Here is a 14261-nt window from a genome sequence, read left to right as displayed (position 1 = left end):
CGCACGGGACAATGCGCCATGGCTGCCACTCCCACACCCCCGCGCAAGCACTTTTCCATGATCCGCCAGTTCCAGCTGGCCGACTGGTTCACCCTGGGCAACGCCGTGTGCGGCGTGGGCGCGCTGTTCGCCGCCATGAGCTACCTGGAGACGGGCGACACGCGCCACGTGCACTTCGCGGCGGCGCTGGTGCTGGCGGCGCTGGTCTTCGACGTGCTGGACGGGCGCGTGGCCCGCTGGCGGCGCAAGTCCTCCGACCTGGGGCGCGAGCTGGACTCGCTGGCCGACGTCATCTCCTTCGGCGTGGCACCCGCGGTGCTGGCCTATGCCTGCGGCATGCAGGGGCTGTACGACCGCATCGTGCTGGCCTACTTCGTGGCCTGCGGCGTCTCGCGCCTGGCGCGCTACAACGTCACGGCCGAGGCGCTGTCGGGCGGCTCGCCGCTGGGCAAGGTCACGCACTTCGAGGGCACGCCGATTCCCACCTCCATCGTGCTGGTGGGCCTGCTGTCGCTGGCGGCCTGGCTGGGCGCCGTGCGGGAGAACCTGTGGCTGGGCTCCGTCACCCTGGGCGGCTTCACGCTGCACCCGCTGGTGCTGCTGTTCGCCCTGTCGGGCTCGCTCATGATCAGCCGCATCCGCATCCCCAAGCCGTAGCCAGCGGTTGCAAGCCGGCCGGGCGCCGGCGGTGTTTCGGGGGGGCCGCACGGTACACTTTGCGGCTTTGAGCAGTATCGCCCGCAAGGGGCAGTTTTTTCCCATGGCCGACGACACCGCGGGCCACGTCCGCAGCAGCATCGATCTCAAAAGCGCACAGCTGCCCGTGGTGGCGGTGGTGCTCAAAAGCACCGACACCCAGGTGCTGGCTGCCGAACTGGCGGCGCGGCTGCAGGACGAGCCCGGGTTCTTCGACAACGACCCGGTGCTGATCGACCTGGGCGCCGTCCAGGACGACCCCTCGCCCATCGACTTCCCCGCCCTGGTGACCGAGCTGCGCCGCTACCACGCGCGCCCGGTGGCCGTGCGCGGCGGCAGCAGCGCGCAGATGCAGGCCGCCCACGAGCAGGGCCTGATCGCCGCGCCCGAGGCCGCGCGCCCCGTGGCCCCCCCTGCTGCCGCCCCTGCCCCGCAGGAGCCGGCCCCGGCCGTGGTGCTGGAGGCTGCCGCGCCGTCGCCCGGGCCGGGCGCCGTGGTGGTGGACAAGCCCCTGCGCTCGGGCCAGCAGGTGTACGCGCGCGGCGCCGACCTGGTGGTGCTGGCCATGGTCAGCTTCGGCGCCGAGGTGATCGCCGACGGCAACGTGCACGTCTATGCGCCGCTGCGCGGGCGGGCGATTGCCGGCGCCCGCGGCGACACCAGCGCGCGCATCTTCAGCACCTGTCTGGAGCCGCAGCTGGTGTCCGTGGCCGGCATCTACCGCACCACCGAGACCGAACTGCCCGACAGCGTGCGCGGCAAGCCCGCCCAGGTGCGCCTGGAGGGCGAGAAGCTGCTGATCGAGCCCCTTTGACATCGCCCCCATCCCCATCCCCATCCACAACTTTCGCAGACCAACGCAAGGAAACCGCACACATGGCCAAGATCGTCGTCGTGACCTCCGGCAAAGGGGGGGTGGGTAAAACCACCACCAGCGCCGCGTTTGCCTCCGGCCTGGCCCTAAGCGGCCACAAAACCGCCGTCATCGACTTCGACGTGGGCCTGCGCAACCTGGACCTCATCATGGGCTGCGAGCGCCGCGTGGTGTATGACTTCATCAACGTTATCCAGGGCGAGGCCAACCTGCACCAGGCCCTCATCAAGGACAAGCAGTGCGAGAACCTGTTCATCCTGGCCGCCAGCCAGACGCGCGACAAGGACGCGCTGACGCTGGAAGGGGTGGAGAAGGTGCTCAAGGACCTGGCCGAGATGGGTTTTGAGTACATCGTCTGCGACTCGCCCGCCGGCATCGAGAGCGGCGCGCTGTACGCCATGCACTTCGCCGACGAGGCCATTCTGGTGACCAACCCGGAGGTGTCCTCGGTGCGCGACTCCGACCGCATCCTGGGCATGCTGTCGAGCAAGACGCGCCGCGCCATCCAGGGCGGCGAGGGCGTGCGCGAGCGGCTGCTCATCACCCGCTACAACCCGGCGCGGGTGCAGGACGGTCAGATGCTCAGCCTGGAGGACATCCAGGACATCCTGCGCATCCCGCTGATCGGCGTGATCCCCGAGTCCGAGGCCGTGCTGCAGGCCTCCAACCAAGGCCTGCCGGCCGTGCACCTGTCGGGCACCGACGTCTCCGATGCCTACAAGGACGTGGTGGCGCGATTCCTGGGCGAGGAACGCCCCCTGCGCTTCACCGAGGCGCAAAAGCCCGGTTTCTTCAAGCGCATCTTCGGCGGGAGGTAAGCCGTCATGTCCCTGCTATCGCTGTTTCTCGGAGAGAAGAAAAAGTCCGCTTCGGTCGCCAAGGAGCGGCTGCAGATCATCCTGGCGCACGAGCGCAGCGGGCGCGGCAACGCCCAGCCGGATTACCTGCCGGCGCTGCAGCGCGAACTGCTGGCGGTGATCTCCAAATACGTGAAGATCGATTCCAACGACCTGCGGGTGCACTTCGAGCGCCAGGAGAACCTGGAAGTGCTCGAAGTCAAGATCGAGCTGCCCGAGCCGGGCAAGTAAGTCGGTCCGACCGGTTATTTGTGCAGCGGGCGCGCGGCGCGCGCCGACAGGCTGCCCAGCGGGTGTTCGGTGTAGAACATGCCGCCGTGGTAGAGCAGGGGCGAGGCGCCTGCGCGATGGGCGCAGCGCTCCACCTGCCCCACGAAGATGGTGTGGTCGCCCTCCACGTACTGGCTGCGGTTGACGCACTCGAACACCGCTGCCGCTCCGGGCAGCAGCGGCACGCCGCCGCGGCCTTCGCCCCAGGGCACGCCGGCGAAACGGTCCACCCCGCGGGTGGCGAAGCGCTCGGCCAGCTCGCGCTGCTCCACCGCCAGCACGTGGATGGCATAGCGCTCGCAGCGGGTGAACAGCTCGTGCGTGGAGGTTTTGTGCGCCAGGCTCCACAGCACCAGCGGCGGGTGCAGCGACACCGAATTGAACGAACTGGCCGTCAGCCCCACGGGCTCGCCCCCGTTGCCGCGCGCCGTGACGATGGTCACGCCCGTGGCGAACATGCCCAGGGCGTTGCGGAACTCGCTGGCGGAAAACGACGGGGCGGCGGGAGAGGGGGGATGCAGGGAACTGGTCACGAGGCGCGCCGCGTGGGCGGGGACGGGCTGGCGTTGCCGGAGCCGCCTATTATGGTTCGTCGTCGCACCCTGCCCTGGGACTGAGTGTCGAATTGGCCTCCAACGCATGCCAGTCAAGCGCGAAAAGCTATAAAAATAAGAGCAAACTCCTGATGGGAGCGGCGGCCGCCGCCCGTTGCTGGCTGGGCGTGCACTGGCTCTGCCTATCGTTTTCCGAATGAGAGGTGATGAATAAATATCGCTTTTTATTTACGGTGGCCTTCCTAAACTGGTTTTCCAGATGCGCCTTGCGGCCCGCCGCGCGCAGACAACAAGTGACGGAAAAACCATCCAAGGAGACGACCAGCATGAAGCGATTGTTTGCAGCAGCGGCCACGGGTGCGGCCCTGGCCCTAGCCCCGGCGGCGCAGGCCGAGACGTGGACGGCCTACACCTATGGCCCGTCGGACACGATGACGACCACCAAGGGCCTGAAGACCATCCTGGATCGCATCACCGCGGAGACGGGGGGCGAATTGAAGTTCCGCCTGCGCCTGGGCGGCTCGCTGCCGATCCAGGCCAGCAACATCACCCAGGCCGTGGGCAACGGTTCCATCCAATTCGCCGAGGACGGCTTCTTCCTGGGCAACGTGAAGATCTCCAACATCCTGCGCCTGCCCATGCTGCTGCAGACGCCGCAGGAGTACGAGCTGGCGGCCAAGACGCTGCAGCCCTACATCGAGAAGGAATTCGCGGCGCAGGGCGTCATCGTCCTGGGTCGCTACATCTACCCGCACCAGACGGCGTACTCGGCCAAGCCGCTGACCAGCCTGGCCGACTTCAGCCAGCAAAAGATCCGCGTGACCTCGGCCGAGCAGTCGGAGATCATCACGCGCTTCGGCGGCATTCCGGTGTCGATGGGCACGCCCGAGGTCGCCTCGGCACTGCAGTCGGGCGCCATCGACGGCGCGCTCACGGCCAACTCCGGCGGCGGGCGGCTGTGGCGCGAGTCGCTCAACTTCAACTACCGTTTCCCGGTCAACTACTTCGACGGGCTGTACATCGTCAACAAGGCGCGCTTCGAGCGTCTCAAGCCCGAGGTGCAGCAAAAAATCCGTGCCATCGTGCAGGAGCTGGCCCCCGCCACCACCCGCGGTCTCTTTGCCGAGGAGGATGAGCTGGGCCGCGGCTTCGCGGAAGCCGGCATGAAGGTCTCGCCGGCGCAGCAGGCGGACATCGACAAGGCCACCGAGCTGATCCGCCCCTACTGGGACCAGTGGGCGCGCCAGCAGGGGCCGGAGGCGGTCGAGGCGCTGCAGAAGGTGCGTGCGGCGATCAACCGCTGACGCAAGGCCAAGCAACATGAATGTCTCCCCCGCCGCCCGCGGCCCGGCCGCCGGCCGGCTTGCGCGCACGCTGCTGCGCTCGGGCCAGGGCCTCATCGAGATCATGGTGGTGGCCATGGCCCTGCTGATCTGCGCCGAAGTGGTCTGTCGTGCCTTCCTGGGCTTTTCGCTCATGGTCACCGACGAGATTGCCGGCTACCTGCTGGTGGCACTCACCTTTCTGGGTATGCCCGTGACCATGGCGCGCGGCGCCCTGTTCCGGGTAGAGCTGGTGCTCAACCGCCTGCCGGCCCGCCTGCGCGCCTGGCTCGAGCTGGGGTTCAACCTGCTGTCGCTGGCGCTCACGCTGGTGCTGCTGCGCGAGTTGTGGCGCTTTGCCGTGGACTCATGGCAGCGCGGAGTGAGGGCGCCCACGGTGCTGGCCACGCCGCTGTACCTGCCGCAGGCGGTGATGGTGCTGGGCATGGGGGCGCTGGCCGGCGTGCTGGTCGTGCAGGTGGTGCGGGATGTGCGGCGCATCCGCACGGGAGCTGGCGATGAGTGAGATGGCGCAGATGGGCCTGATCGCGGCCGTGTTCGTGGTGCTGCTGGTGGGCGGCATGTGGATCCCCTTCGCCATCGCCCTGACCTCGGTGCTCTACATCCTGATGGCCAGCGGTTGGGCCGGCCTGCAGGGGCTGGGGCTGGTGTCCTGGGGCAGCACCTACAGCTTCACTCTCACGGCCATCCCGCTGTTCGTGCTCATGGCCGAGCTGATGCTCGAGAGCGGGCTGAGCCAGCGCGTGTATCGCGGCATGAGCTACCTGGTGCGCCCGCTGCCCGGCGGACTGCTGCAGACCAACGTGGCGGGCTGTGCGGCGTTCTCCGCCATCAGTGGCTCGTCCGTGGCGACGGCGGCGGCGGTCGGCTCCATCGCCATCCCGCAGCTGCGCAGCCGCGGCTACGACAACCCGCTGGCCGCGGGGACGCTGGTGGCCGGCGGCACGCTGGGCATCCTCATTCCGCCCAGCATCGCCATGATCATCTACGGCACCTTCACCGATACCTCGATCGCCAAGCTGTTCATGGCCGGCGTGGTGCCGGGGCTGCTGCTGTGCGGCCTGTTCATGCTGTACGTGGGCGTGCGCTGCCTGATCAACCCGCGCCTGGCGCCCCGGGGCGGTGGCGAGCACGCGAACACGTCCATGCGCGAGCTGGCCGGCGACGTGCTGCCCTTTTTCCTGCTCATCCTTCTGGTGCTGGGCGGTCTGTACCTGGGCTTCACCACGCCCACCGAGGCGGCCGGCGTGGGTGCGGTGCTGGCCTTCGCCATCTCCAAGATCTGGGGCGTTCTGGGCTGGAAGCAGCTGCGGGCGGCGCTGGAGAAGACCGTGATGGTCAGTGGCACCATCCTGTTCATCGTCTACGCCGCCTATCTGTTCTCCTATGCCATCGGCATGGTGGGTGTGACGGATGAGCTGGCGGACGGCCTTCAGCGCCTGGGCCTGAGCAGTGGCGAATTCCTGCTGCTGATCATCGTCTTCTACACGCTGCTGGGCATGCTGATGGACAGCATCGGCATGATCGTCATCACCGTGCCGCTGCTCTATCCGCTGGTGGTCGGCTACGGTTTCGACCCGGTGTGGTTCGGCGTGCTGCTGGTGGTGCTGATCGAGCTGGGCCAGGTCACGCCGCCCACCGGGCTCAACCTCTTCGTGGTCAAGAGCGTCTCGGGCTTCAGCCTGGGCGAGATCATCCGCGGCAGCATTCCCTTCTGCCTGCTGTTCTACGTGCTGATCGCGCTGCTCTACCTGTTTCCGGCCCTGGCGCTGTGGATGCCGCAGGGCCTGAAATAGCGCCAGGAGGCACCACCACCATGTTCAGCGCACCTCCCATCCTGCGGGCCGAGCAGATCGCCACACTGCCCGTGCACCTGCGCCGGCAGGGTCAGACCGCTCCCTGGCTGCAGGTGCAGCAGCGCGGCCGGCCGGCCCACAGCTTCATCGAAGGACCGGCCTTCGACGAGGCGGGTCGCCTGCTGTTCACCGACATTCCCTACGGCCGCATCTTCCGCATGCAGGCCGGCGGGCAGGTCGAGCTGGTCTTCGAGTACGACGGCGAGCCCAACGGTCTCAAGTCGCTGGCGCCGGGCCGCTGGCTGATCGCCGACCACAAGCACGGCATCCTGCTGCTGGACCTGGAGCAGGGCCGCGTCACGCCCCACTGCGACCGGCCGCTGCTGGAGCGCTTCAAGGGCGTCAACGACCTGTACCTGGCCGCCGACGGCACCCTGTACTTCACCGACCAGGGGCAGACAGGGCTGCACGACCCGACGGGCCGCGTCTACCAGCTGTCGCCCGACGGGCGGCTGCAGTGCCTGCTGGACAACGTGCCCAGCCCCAACGGCGTGGTGCTGGAGGCCTCCGGCGAGGCCCTGTTGGTGGCCGCCACCCGCGCCAACCAGGTCTGGCGGCTGCCGCTGCTGCTGGGCGGCGGGGTATCCAAGGTGGGAGCGTTTATCAATCTCTCGGGCGGCGTGGGGCCGGACGGCCTGGCCATCGGCCCGGACGGCTGCATCGCCGTGTGCCACCCGGGCCTGGCCTCGGTCTGGATCTTCTCGCGCCACGGCGAGCCGCTGTGGCGCGTGGTCTCGCCCGTCGGCCGCATGACCACCAATTGCGTCTTCGGCGGGCCCGACGGACGCACGCTCTACATCACCGAATCGGACACGGCCAGCATCGTGTCCGCCACGCTGCCCGTGCACACGGGCCCGTAAGCCCCCAAGGAGACCCTAGCCATGATTGCCGAGAAGGTCCTGCAGCATCCCTGCAACGTGCTGACTGAGGCCCAGCGCCTGCAGTTTTTCCGCGACGGCTTCCTGGTCGTCGAGAACTATGTCCCCGAGCCATGGCTGGAGCGCCTGCGCGCCGCCACGCGCGACCTGGTCGAACGCAGCCGCGCCGTCCGCGAGTCCGACGCGACCTTCATCCTGGAGGAAGGCCACAGCGCCGAGAGCCCGCGCCTGCACCGCGTCAGCAGCCCGCAGGACCACCACGAGGAGATGTGGGCCTTCATGCGCGACCCGGTCATGACCGACCTGGTGGCCGACGTGGTCGGGCCGGACGTGAAGTTCCACCACGCCAAGCTCAACGTCAAGTCAGGCAAGGGCAGCGGCGGCTTTGACTGGCACCAGGACATCCCCGCCTGGCCCCACACCGACTACAGCCCGGTCACCGTGGGCGTGTACATCAACGGCTGCCGGCCGGACCAGGGGCCGCTGTCCTTCCTGCCCGGCTCGCACAACGGGCCGCTGTACAGCATGTACGACGACGAGGGCAATTTTGTCGTGCGCATCCGCGAGGCGGACCTGGCCTGGGTCACCGAGGACATGGTGGCGCGCCCCACCGGCGGCCCCGGCACCACCGTGCTGCTGAACTGCCGCACCGTGCACGGCTCAAGCCCCAACCGCTCGGCCGATCCGCGGCTGCTGCTGCTGCCCGTGTATTCGTCGGCCGACTCCTTCCCCTACACCGCCAACCCCATCCCCAGCGTGCACCAGGGCGACGTGGTGCGCGGCCAGCCGGCGCGCCACGCCAGCTTTGACACCCGCAGCTGCGAGCTGCCGCCGGACTGGCGCTTTGGCTACAAGACCGTCTGGCAGCACAAGAAAAAGCCGGCCGGGTATTGAACGCCGGGCGCCCGCTCAGGCCGAGGCGCGCTGCGCCAGCACCGGCCGGGCGGCCTGCACGTCCTCGCCCAGGAAGCGGAAAGCCATGGCCGGGCGCTCGCCGCTGATCAGCTCCGCCAGGGCCTTGCCCGAGCCGGCCCCGTGCGTCCAGCCCAGCGTGCCGTGGCCGGCGTTGACCCACAGGCCGCGCAGCGGCGTCTGGCCGATGAAGGGAATGTTGGTCGGCGTGGCCGGGCGCAGGCCGCACCAGTACTGCGGGTTGCCCCCCTGCTCGGGCGTGCGCGTGTCGCACACGCCGGGCATGATTTCCTCGATGCGGCGCGACAGCATGTGGCAGCGCGCCCGCGCCACCGGGCTGTCCAGCGACAGGTCGAAGCCCGCCAGCTCGATGGTGCCGGCCACGCGCAGGTGGTTGCCCAGGCGGCTCATGGCGATCTTCTTGCCGTCGTCGATGGCCGAGACCATGGGCGCGGCCTCGGGCCTGAGGATGGGAAAGGTGGCGCTGTAGCCCTTGCCCGGGTAGATGGGCAGATCCACGCCCACGCCGCGCAGCAGCGGCGCGCTGTAGCTGCCGCAGGCGACGACGATGGCATCGGCCTGCAATATCTGGTCTTTTTGGCCTCCAGCGCCCGCCTGGCTTGCGCGGACAGCTACTGATTTGATAGTGTCACCGTCGCGCTGCAGGCCGCGCACCTCGTGCCCGTACAGGAACTGCACGCCCCGGTCCGCCGCCCGCTGCGCCAGCCGCTCGGTGAATACGCGGGCGTCGGCGCTCTCGTCGGTGCTGGTGAAGGTGCCGCCGGTGATGTGCTCGCGGTAGGGGCTGAAGGCCGGCTCGATGGCCAGCAGCTCGTCGCGGCTGACCAGGCGGCGCTGCACGCCGTATTGGCGCATCAGCTCCACGGCGGCGCCGGCTTCCTCGAAGGCTTTCTGATCGGTGTAGAAGTGGGCGATGCCGCGCTCCAGCCGGTGGCACTCGATGCCGGTGGCGCGGATCAGCTCCTTGTGCGCCGCGTGGCTGTAGGCGCCCAGGGCCACGATCTGCTGCACGTTGCGGGCGAAGGCCGCATCGTTGCACTGTGCCAGGAATTTCAAGCCCCAGCGCCACTGGTCCCAGTCCAGCTGCGGGCGAAACAGCAGCGGCGCCTCGTGGTCGAACATCCACTTGAGCGCCTTCCAGGGCGCCTGGCGATTGGCCCAGGGCTCGCAGTAGCTGACGGAGATCTGCGCCGCGTTGGCGTAGCTGGTCTCCAGGGCGGGGCCGGGCTGGCGGTCGACCACGGTGACCTCGTGACCGCGCTCGCGCAGGTGCCAGGCGGTGGAAATGCCGATGATGCCGGCGCCCAGGACGATGGTGTTCATGGCGCGCAGTGTCGGAGAAGGGCCGCGTAAACAAAAGCCTGATTAACCTTCTTCGAAATTCATCAGATGCGCTAATAATCCGCGGCCATGAGCACCTTCGACCCCGCCGCCCTGGAATGCCTGGCCGCCATCGTGGAGGAGGGCGGCTTCGAACGCGCCGCCCAGCGCCTGCACATCACCCAGTCCGCCGTCTCGCAGCGCCTGCGCGCGCTGGAGGCCCAGGTCGGCTCGGTGCTCATCGTGCGCAGCCGCCCGCTCAAGCCCACCAGCGCCGGGCAGCTGCTGCTCAAGCACACACGCCAGCTGCGCCTGCTGCGCGCCGACCTGGAGCGCGACCTGCAGGATCTGGCGCCCAGCGCGCGCGGCGGCGCCCGCGAGGACGAGCGCATCGCGATTGCCATCAACGCCGACAGCATCGCCACCTGGGCGCTGGACGCGCTGTCCGACCTGGTGCGCGAGCGGCTGCCGCTGGAGATCATTGCCGACGACCAGGACTTCACGCAGGAATGGCTGCGCTCCGGCCAGGTGCTGGGCTGCGTGACCACGCTCAAGGCCGCGCTGCGTGGCTGCCGCGTGCTGCCGCTGGGCGCCATGCACTACGTGGCCGTGGCCGCGCCTGCGTTCGCCGCGCGCTACCTGCCGCAGGGCCTGACCAGCCACAGCTTTCGCGACGTGCCCTTCGTCTCCTTCAACCGCAAGGACGACATGCAGACCGAGTTCATCATGCGCACCTTTGGCCTGAAGCGCGCGGCCGTCAGCCGGGTGTTCGTGCCCAGTTCCGAGGGCCAGGTGCGCGCCGTGGCCGCCGGCTGGGGCGTTGGCGTGGTGCCGGAGCTGCTGGCGCGCAGCTGGATCGCCGATGGCCGGCTGCTGGACCTGGCGCCCGGGCACTTTGTGGCGGTGCAGCTGTACTGGCATTCCTGGAACCTCCAGTCCGAGGTGCTGGACGCCCTGGCCGACGCCCTGACCGCCGGGGCCGCGCAGGCGCTGGTGCAGTAGCCGCCGCGCGCGCCGATGGCGCTGCGCCGCGTGGGGCTTCTGCGGGCATTCGGGCCGGCGCGCCACGGCGGCACTACCATGGTGCGATGAGCACCCCCCAAACCGCGCAGCCGCCCCGCCTGTCCTTCAAGGCGCAGATGCACCGCGCGCGCGAGGACGCCATCGTCGAGGCAGCCAGCCGCCTGCTGTGCGAGAAGGGCTTCGAAACCATGACGGTGGATGAAGTGGCCGCCGCCGTGGGCATCGCCAAGGCCAGCCTGTACAAGCACTTCGCCGGCAAGGACGATCTGTGCGCCGCCGCCATGGCGCACGGCATGCAGCAGCTGCAGGCCTTCGTGCACGGCCTGGCGCCCGAGCTGCCGGCGCTGGCACGGCTGCAGGCGCTGCTGCACTGGCAGCTGCAGTGGCAGCTGGGCCATGAGGTGACGCTGTGGCTGGCGCCGCGCCACTCGGCGCTGGCGCAGGCGCTGCGCGGCTGCGACGCCTACCAGCAGGCGCAGCAGTCCCTGCGCGCCACGCTGGTGGAGTGGATCGAGGCCGCCCAGGCCGCCGGCCAGCTGCGCGCCGACCTGCCGGCAGACGTTGCGCTGTGCGCCCTGCTGGCGCGCACCGCCGAGCCCATGGTGGCCCTGCTGCGCGAATGCGGCGCCTATGACAAGGAGCAGGTCATCGGCTGGGCCGTGCAGACCTGCCTGGATGGCCTGCGCTCGCGCTGAGCGTCAGAAAAAAGCTCAGGGAACCAGCAGCACCGGCACGCTGCACTTGGCCAGCACCTGCGTGCTGACCGAGCCCATGACCAGCTTGCCCAGGGCGCCGTGGCCGTGCGTGCCCATGATGATCAGGTCGAACTTGCCCGACTGGGCGACCTTGGCAATCGTCTCGCCGGCCGAGCCCACCTTGACCATGGCGCGTGCCTCCACGTCGTGGCGGGCGAGGAACTTGGACACCGTGGCCAGCACCTTCTCGCCCTCTTCCTGGTAGTACTTCTCGACCACCTCCTTGCCCAGGGCCGCGCGGGCGCGCGGGGGCAGCGGGGGCTGCACGGTCAGGGCCGTGTAGGTGTGCGAGGTGCCCAGCATCTCGTTGTGCGCGGCCAGGTAGGCCAGCATCTTCTTGGTGTAGGGACTGCCGTCCACGGCGAGCAGGATGTTCATGTGCTTGTTTCTCCCAAAGGTCCTCATGGGCGGCGCGGGCGCGCGCCACCTCCGCGGCGGATCATACGGTGAGCACGCAGTGCGGCTGGAACGTGCGCTGCTCGCCCTTGCCTCGGTATCCCAGCGGGTTGGCCACCACACGGCAGCGCCAGGGCGTGCCGTCGGCGCGCGTGCCGCTGGCCACGTAGTCGCTGGGGGCGTGCAGGTGGCCGTGCAGCCACAGGTCGGCGCTGGGCAGCAGCTCATCCAGGGCGTTGCAAAAGCCGGCAGTGCCGGGCGACAGGCCGTAGCGCGGGTCAGCGCTGCGCAGGCTGGGCGCGAAGTGCGTGACCACCACCGTGGGCCCGGCAAAGGGCTGGGCCAGCGCTTGGCGCAGCCAGGCCTGGCAGGCCAGGCCCTGCTCGCGCACGCTTGCAGCCAGGAAGGGCTGGCCGTGGCGCGTGCCGCCGGCCTTTTCCAGGTAGTAGTTGGCGGCGCGGAAGGCCTTGGTGCGCTGCTGCGCGCGCGCCGGGCCTTCGGGCAGGCCTTGCGCGTCCGCGATGGCGTCGAAGTCGCTCCACAGCGTGGTGCCGACGAAGCGCACGCCGTCCAGCACCAAGCTCTCGCGCTCCAGCCAGATCAGGCCCAGGCGCTCGCAGGTGGACCGCAGGCGCTCGTGCGTGGCGTCAAAGTCCAGCAGGTCGTACTCGTGGTTGCCGGGTACGAACAGCACCGGCGTCGGCCAGCCGCCGTACTGCGGCAGCGGCGAAAAGCGCGCCAGGCCGAAGTCGTCGTCATCCAGACGCGAGCCGCGCTGGTAGGAACCGACGTCGCCGGCCAGCACCAGCACGTCGGCACCCTGCGCTGGGCTGGCGGCGAACTGGGGCTGGGTTTCCAGGTGCAGGTCGGACAGCAGTTGGATGTTCACGTCGGCTCCGGTTCGTCGGGGGCGGTGGAGGTGGAAAAGGGCAGCGGCGTGCCGGCGCGGCGGGCGGCGCGCGCCAGCGTCTGCTGCAGCCAGCGGTGCGCCGGCTCGGCCTGGCGGCGGCGGTGCCACAGCGCGTCCACGTGCACGCTGGGCACGGCCATGGGCAGGGGGCGCCACACCAGCTCGCCGCCCAGGCTGGCCACGCCGACGAAGTGGCGCGGCAGCACGGTGAGCAGGTCGCTGGCGGCCACCACGCGCCCGGCGGTGAAGAACTGGTTGACGGTGAGCACGATGCGCCGCTCGCGCCCCAGGCCGGCCAGGGCCTGGTCGATGAAGCCGAAGGGCTTGCCGGAAAAGCTCACCAGCAGGTGGCGCGCGGCGCAGTAGGCGTCCAGGCTCAGAGGCGTGCGCGCCAGCGGGTGGTCGGCGCGCATGACGCAGACGTATTCGCCGTCGTACAGGCGCTGGCTGTCGAAGGCCACGGGCTGTTCGCTTTGCGCGCGCGCCGTCAGGTCGGCTATTGCCGCGGGAAAGTGCCCCACGGCCAGATCCACGCTGCCGTCCTCCAGCAGCCGGCGCGGGTCGCGCGTGGTCAGCGGCACCAGGCGCAGCGACACACCGGCGGCCTCGCGCTCCATGATTTCCACCAGCGGCGGGATCAGCGTGGCGCCGGTGGCGTCGGCCATGGCCAGCACGAAGCTGGTGTGGGCGCTCGCCGGCTCGAACTCGCCCGGTGCCAGCGCCTCCTGCAGCTGCGCCAGCGCCTGGCGCACGTCCGGCCACAGGCTGAGCGCGCGCGGCGTGGGCGCCACACCGGCGCCGCTGCGCACCAGTAGCTCGTCGCCCAGGGCGCGCCGTAGGCGGCGCAGCGCGTTGCTGACGGCCGGCTGGGTGAGCGCTAGCTTGTCGGCGGCGCGCGTCAGGTTGCGCTCGGCCATGACCTCGTCGAACACGCGCAGCAGGTTCAGGTCCAGCGTGCGGAAGTTGGGTGTCTGATTCATCATCACTGTGATGAATAGTCTAGATTCAAGATATAAAGTTGAATAAATCTAGGGAAAACCCTAGTATTGCGCCATGGCCCGCTTGAAACGACGACCGCGGGCCCATCAAGGAGTGGAAGATGATGACGAGTTTTGCATATACCCAAGGTTCTGCCGTGCACATGGGTGTGCAGCGTGTGGAAGAGGCAATGCAGGCCGTCAAGCACCTGCGGCTTGGCGGTGAAGGGCTGCGCGGCGCGTCCTCGCTGGTGCTGGCGGCCGTGGCTGCGGCTCTGATGGTGGTGGCCGCACAAATGATCGAGGCCTGGGCCGACGGCCACCTGCTGGCCGCCTGGATGGTGCTGTGGCTGGTGGCTTTCGCCTCGCTGGCGCTGCTGGCAGCCCCTGCGCGCCGCGTGGTGGGCCTGCTGCGCCAGGGCGCCCGCGGCTGGGCCGAGGCCCGCCGCCGCGCTCAGGAAGACGAGCGCACCTGGAACGCCGCCCTGCACGACGCCCGCCTCATGGCCGACCTGAGTCGCGCCATGAACGGCATCGCCGTGGACGACATGCGCCGCTACCGCTTCTGAGCGGATGCTGCAAAAAGGTGAGCTGCTTGCGCTGTCTGTATAAGGATTTG

The 14261-nt window shown here is 69.3% G+C and carries 18 protein-coding genes; 12 read left to right on the top strand and 6 right to left on the bottom strand.

Translation table 11 applies throughout. The annotated features are described in order from the left end of the window. The first annotated feature begins 18 nt into the window (after positions 1-18). The 4 genes from pssA (at position 19) to minE (ending at position 2658) form a co-directional block, all read left to right on the top strand. Complete coding sequence (gene pssA, locus RT282_RS00375; protein ID WP_313311063.1) at positions 19-657, top strand: CDP-diacylglycerol--serine O-phosphatidyltransferase; 639 nt, start codon at positions 19-21, stop codon at positions 655-657. 103 nt (positions 658-760) lie between these two features. Then, on the top strand, positions 761-1510 hold the full coding sequence (gene minC, locus RT282_RS00370) for a septum site-determining protein MinC (protein ID WP_313311062.1): 750 nt from the start codon (positions 761-763) through the stop codon (positions 1508-1510). Between the two features lie 62 nt (positions 1511-1572). Beyond that, positions 1573-2388 (top strand): septum site-determining protein MinD, encoded by an 816-nt coding sequence (minD, locus tag RT282_RS00365; RefSeq protein WP_312303978.1) that lies wholly within the window; start codon positions 1573-1575, stop codon positions 2386-2388. Between the two features lie 6 nt (positions 2389-2394). Continuing rightward, positions 2395-2658, top strand: coding sequence for a cell division topological specificity factor MinE (minE, locus tag RT282_RS00360; protein ID WP_313311060.1), 264 nt, complete (start codon positions 2395-2397; stop codon positions 2656-2658). 14 nt (positions 2659-2672) lie between these two features. On the opposite strand, the gene RT282_RS00355 is transcribed toward minE, so the two are convergent. Further along, complete coding sequence (locus RT282_RS00355) at positions 2673-3230, bottom strand: flavin reductase family protein (protein ID WP_313311059.1); 558 nt, start codon at positions 3228-3230, stop codon at positions 2673-2675. A 127-nt stretch (positions 3231-3357) separates the two neighbouring features. Next, positions 3358-3579, bottom strand: coding sequence for a hypothetical protein (locus RT282_RS00350; protein WP_312303969.1), 222 nt, complete (start codon positions 3577-3579; stop codon positions 3358-3360). Between RT282_RS00350 and dctP the strand changes: the two genes are divergently transcribed. The 5 genes from dctP to RT282_RS00325 are packed head-to-tail and all read left to right on the top strand — an operon-like array spanning position 3578 to position 8222. Continuing rightward, a complete protein-coding gene (gene dctP / locus RT282_RS00345; protein WP_313311058.1) occupies positions 3578-4555 on the top strand; it encodes a TRAP transporter substrate-binding protein DctP in 978 nt (325 codons plus the stop codon). The genes RT282_RS00350 and dctP overlap by 2 nt on opposite strands. 16 nt (positions 4556-4571) lie before the next feature. Then, complete coding sequence (locus tag RT282_RS00340; RefSeq protein WP_313311057.1) at positions 4572-5099, top strand: TRAP transporter small permease; 528 nt, start codon at positions 4572-4574, stop codon at positions 5097-5099. Continuing rightward, positions 5092-6390: a TRAP transporter large permease gene (locus RT282_RS00335; RefSeq protein WP_312303960.1), complete on the top strand. Its 1299-nt coding sequence runs from the start codon at positions 5092-5094 to the stop codon at positions 6388-6390. The genes RT282_RS00340 and RT282_RS00335 overlap by 8 nt, the downstream gene beginning before the upstream one ends. A gap of 20 nt (positions 6391-6410) precedes the next feature. After that, positions 6411-7310 carry an SMP-30/gluconolactonase/LRE family protein gene (locus tag RT282_RS00330; RefSeq protein ID WP_313311055.1) on the top strand — a complete coding sequence of 300 codons (900 nt, stop codon included), beginning with the start codon at positions 6411-6413 and terminating at the stop codon, positions 7308-7310. A 21-nt stretch (positions 7311-7331) separates the two neighbouring features. Further along, positions 7332-8222, top strand: coding sequence for a phytanoyl-CoA dioxygenase family protein (locus RT282_RS00325; RefSeq protein ID WP_313311053.1), 891 nt, complete (start codon positions 7332-7334; stop codon positions 8220-8222). 15 nt (positions 8223-8237) lie between these two features. Here RT282_RS00325 and RT282_RS00320 read toward each other — a convergent pair whose 3' ends face one another. Beyond that, a complete protein-coding gene (locus RT282_RS00320) occupies positions 8238-9584 on the bottom strand; it encodes a D-amino acid dehydrogenase (protein ID WP_313311051.1) in 1347 nt (448 codons plus the stop codon). 87 nt (positions 9585-9671) lie between these two features. On the opposite strand from RT282_RS00320, the gene RT282_RS00315 reads away from it, so the two are divergent. After that, positions 9672-10583 (top strand): LysR family transcriptional regulator ArgP, encoded by a 912-nt coding sequence (locus tag RT282_RS00315; RefSeq protein ID WP_312756912.1) that lies wholly within the window; start codon positions 9672-9674, stop codon positions 10581-10583. A gap of 86 nt (positions 10584-10669) precedes the next feature. Then, a complete protein-coding gene (locus RT282_RS00310; RefSeq protein WP_313311049.1) occupies positions 10670-11299 on the top strand; it encodes a TetR/AcrR family transcriptional regulator in 630 nt (209 codons plus the stop codon). A 15-nt stretch (positions 11300-11314) separates the two neighbouring features. On the opposite strand, the gene RT282_RS00305 is transcribed toward RT282_RS00310, so the two are convergent. From RT282_RS00305 to RT282_RS00295, 3 genes are all read right to left on the bottom strand, one after another. Then, positions 11315-11737: a universal stress protein gene (locus RT282_RS00305; protein WP_312756916.1), complete on the bottom strand. Its 423-nt coding sequence runs from the start codon at positions 11735-11737 to the stop codon at positions 11315-11317. A 61-nt stretch (positions 11738-11798) separates the two neighbouring features. Then, a complete protein-coding gene (locus RT282_RS00300) occupies positions 11799-12644 on the bottom strand; it encodes a metallophosphoesterase (protein WP_313311048.1) in 846 nt (281 codons plus the stop codon). Then, positions 12641-13645 carry a LysR family transcriptional regulator gene (locus tag RT282_RS00295; RefSeq protein ID WP_312756920.1) on the bottom strand — a complete coding sequence of 335 codons (1005 nt, stop codon included), beginning with the start codon at positions 13643-13645 and terminating at the stop codon, positions 12641-12643. Before RT282_RS00295 ends, RT282_RS00300 begins: the two co-directional genes overlap by 4 nt. 122 nt (positions 13646-13767) lie before the next feature. Here RT282_RS00295 and RT282_RS00290 point away from each other — a divergent pair, with 122 nt between their 5' ends. Beyond that, on the top strand, positions 13768-14211 hold the full coding sequence (locus RT282_RS00290; protein WP_313311047.1) for a hypothetical protein: 444 nt from the start codon (positions 13768-13770) through the stop codon (positions 14209-14211). Positions 14212-14261: the final 50 nt, after the last annotated feature.

Source organism: Pulveribacter sp. (assembly GCF_032079985.1).
GTDB lineage: Bacteria > Pseudomonadota > Gammaproteobacteria > Burkholderiales > Burkholderiaceae_C > Melaminivora.
Note: the sequence above shows the minus strand (reverse complement) of the source record. Positions and strands in the feature narration are given on the sequence as shown.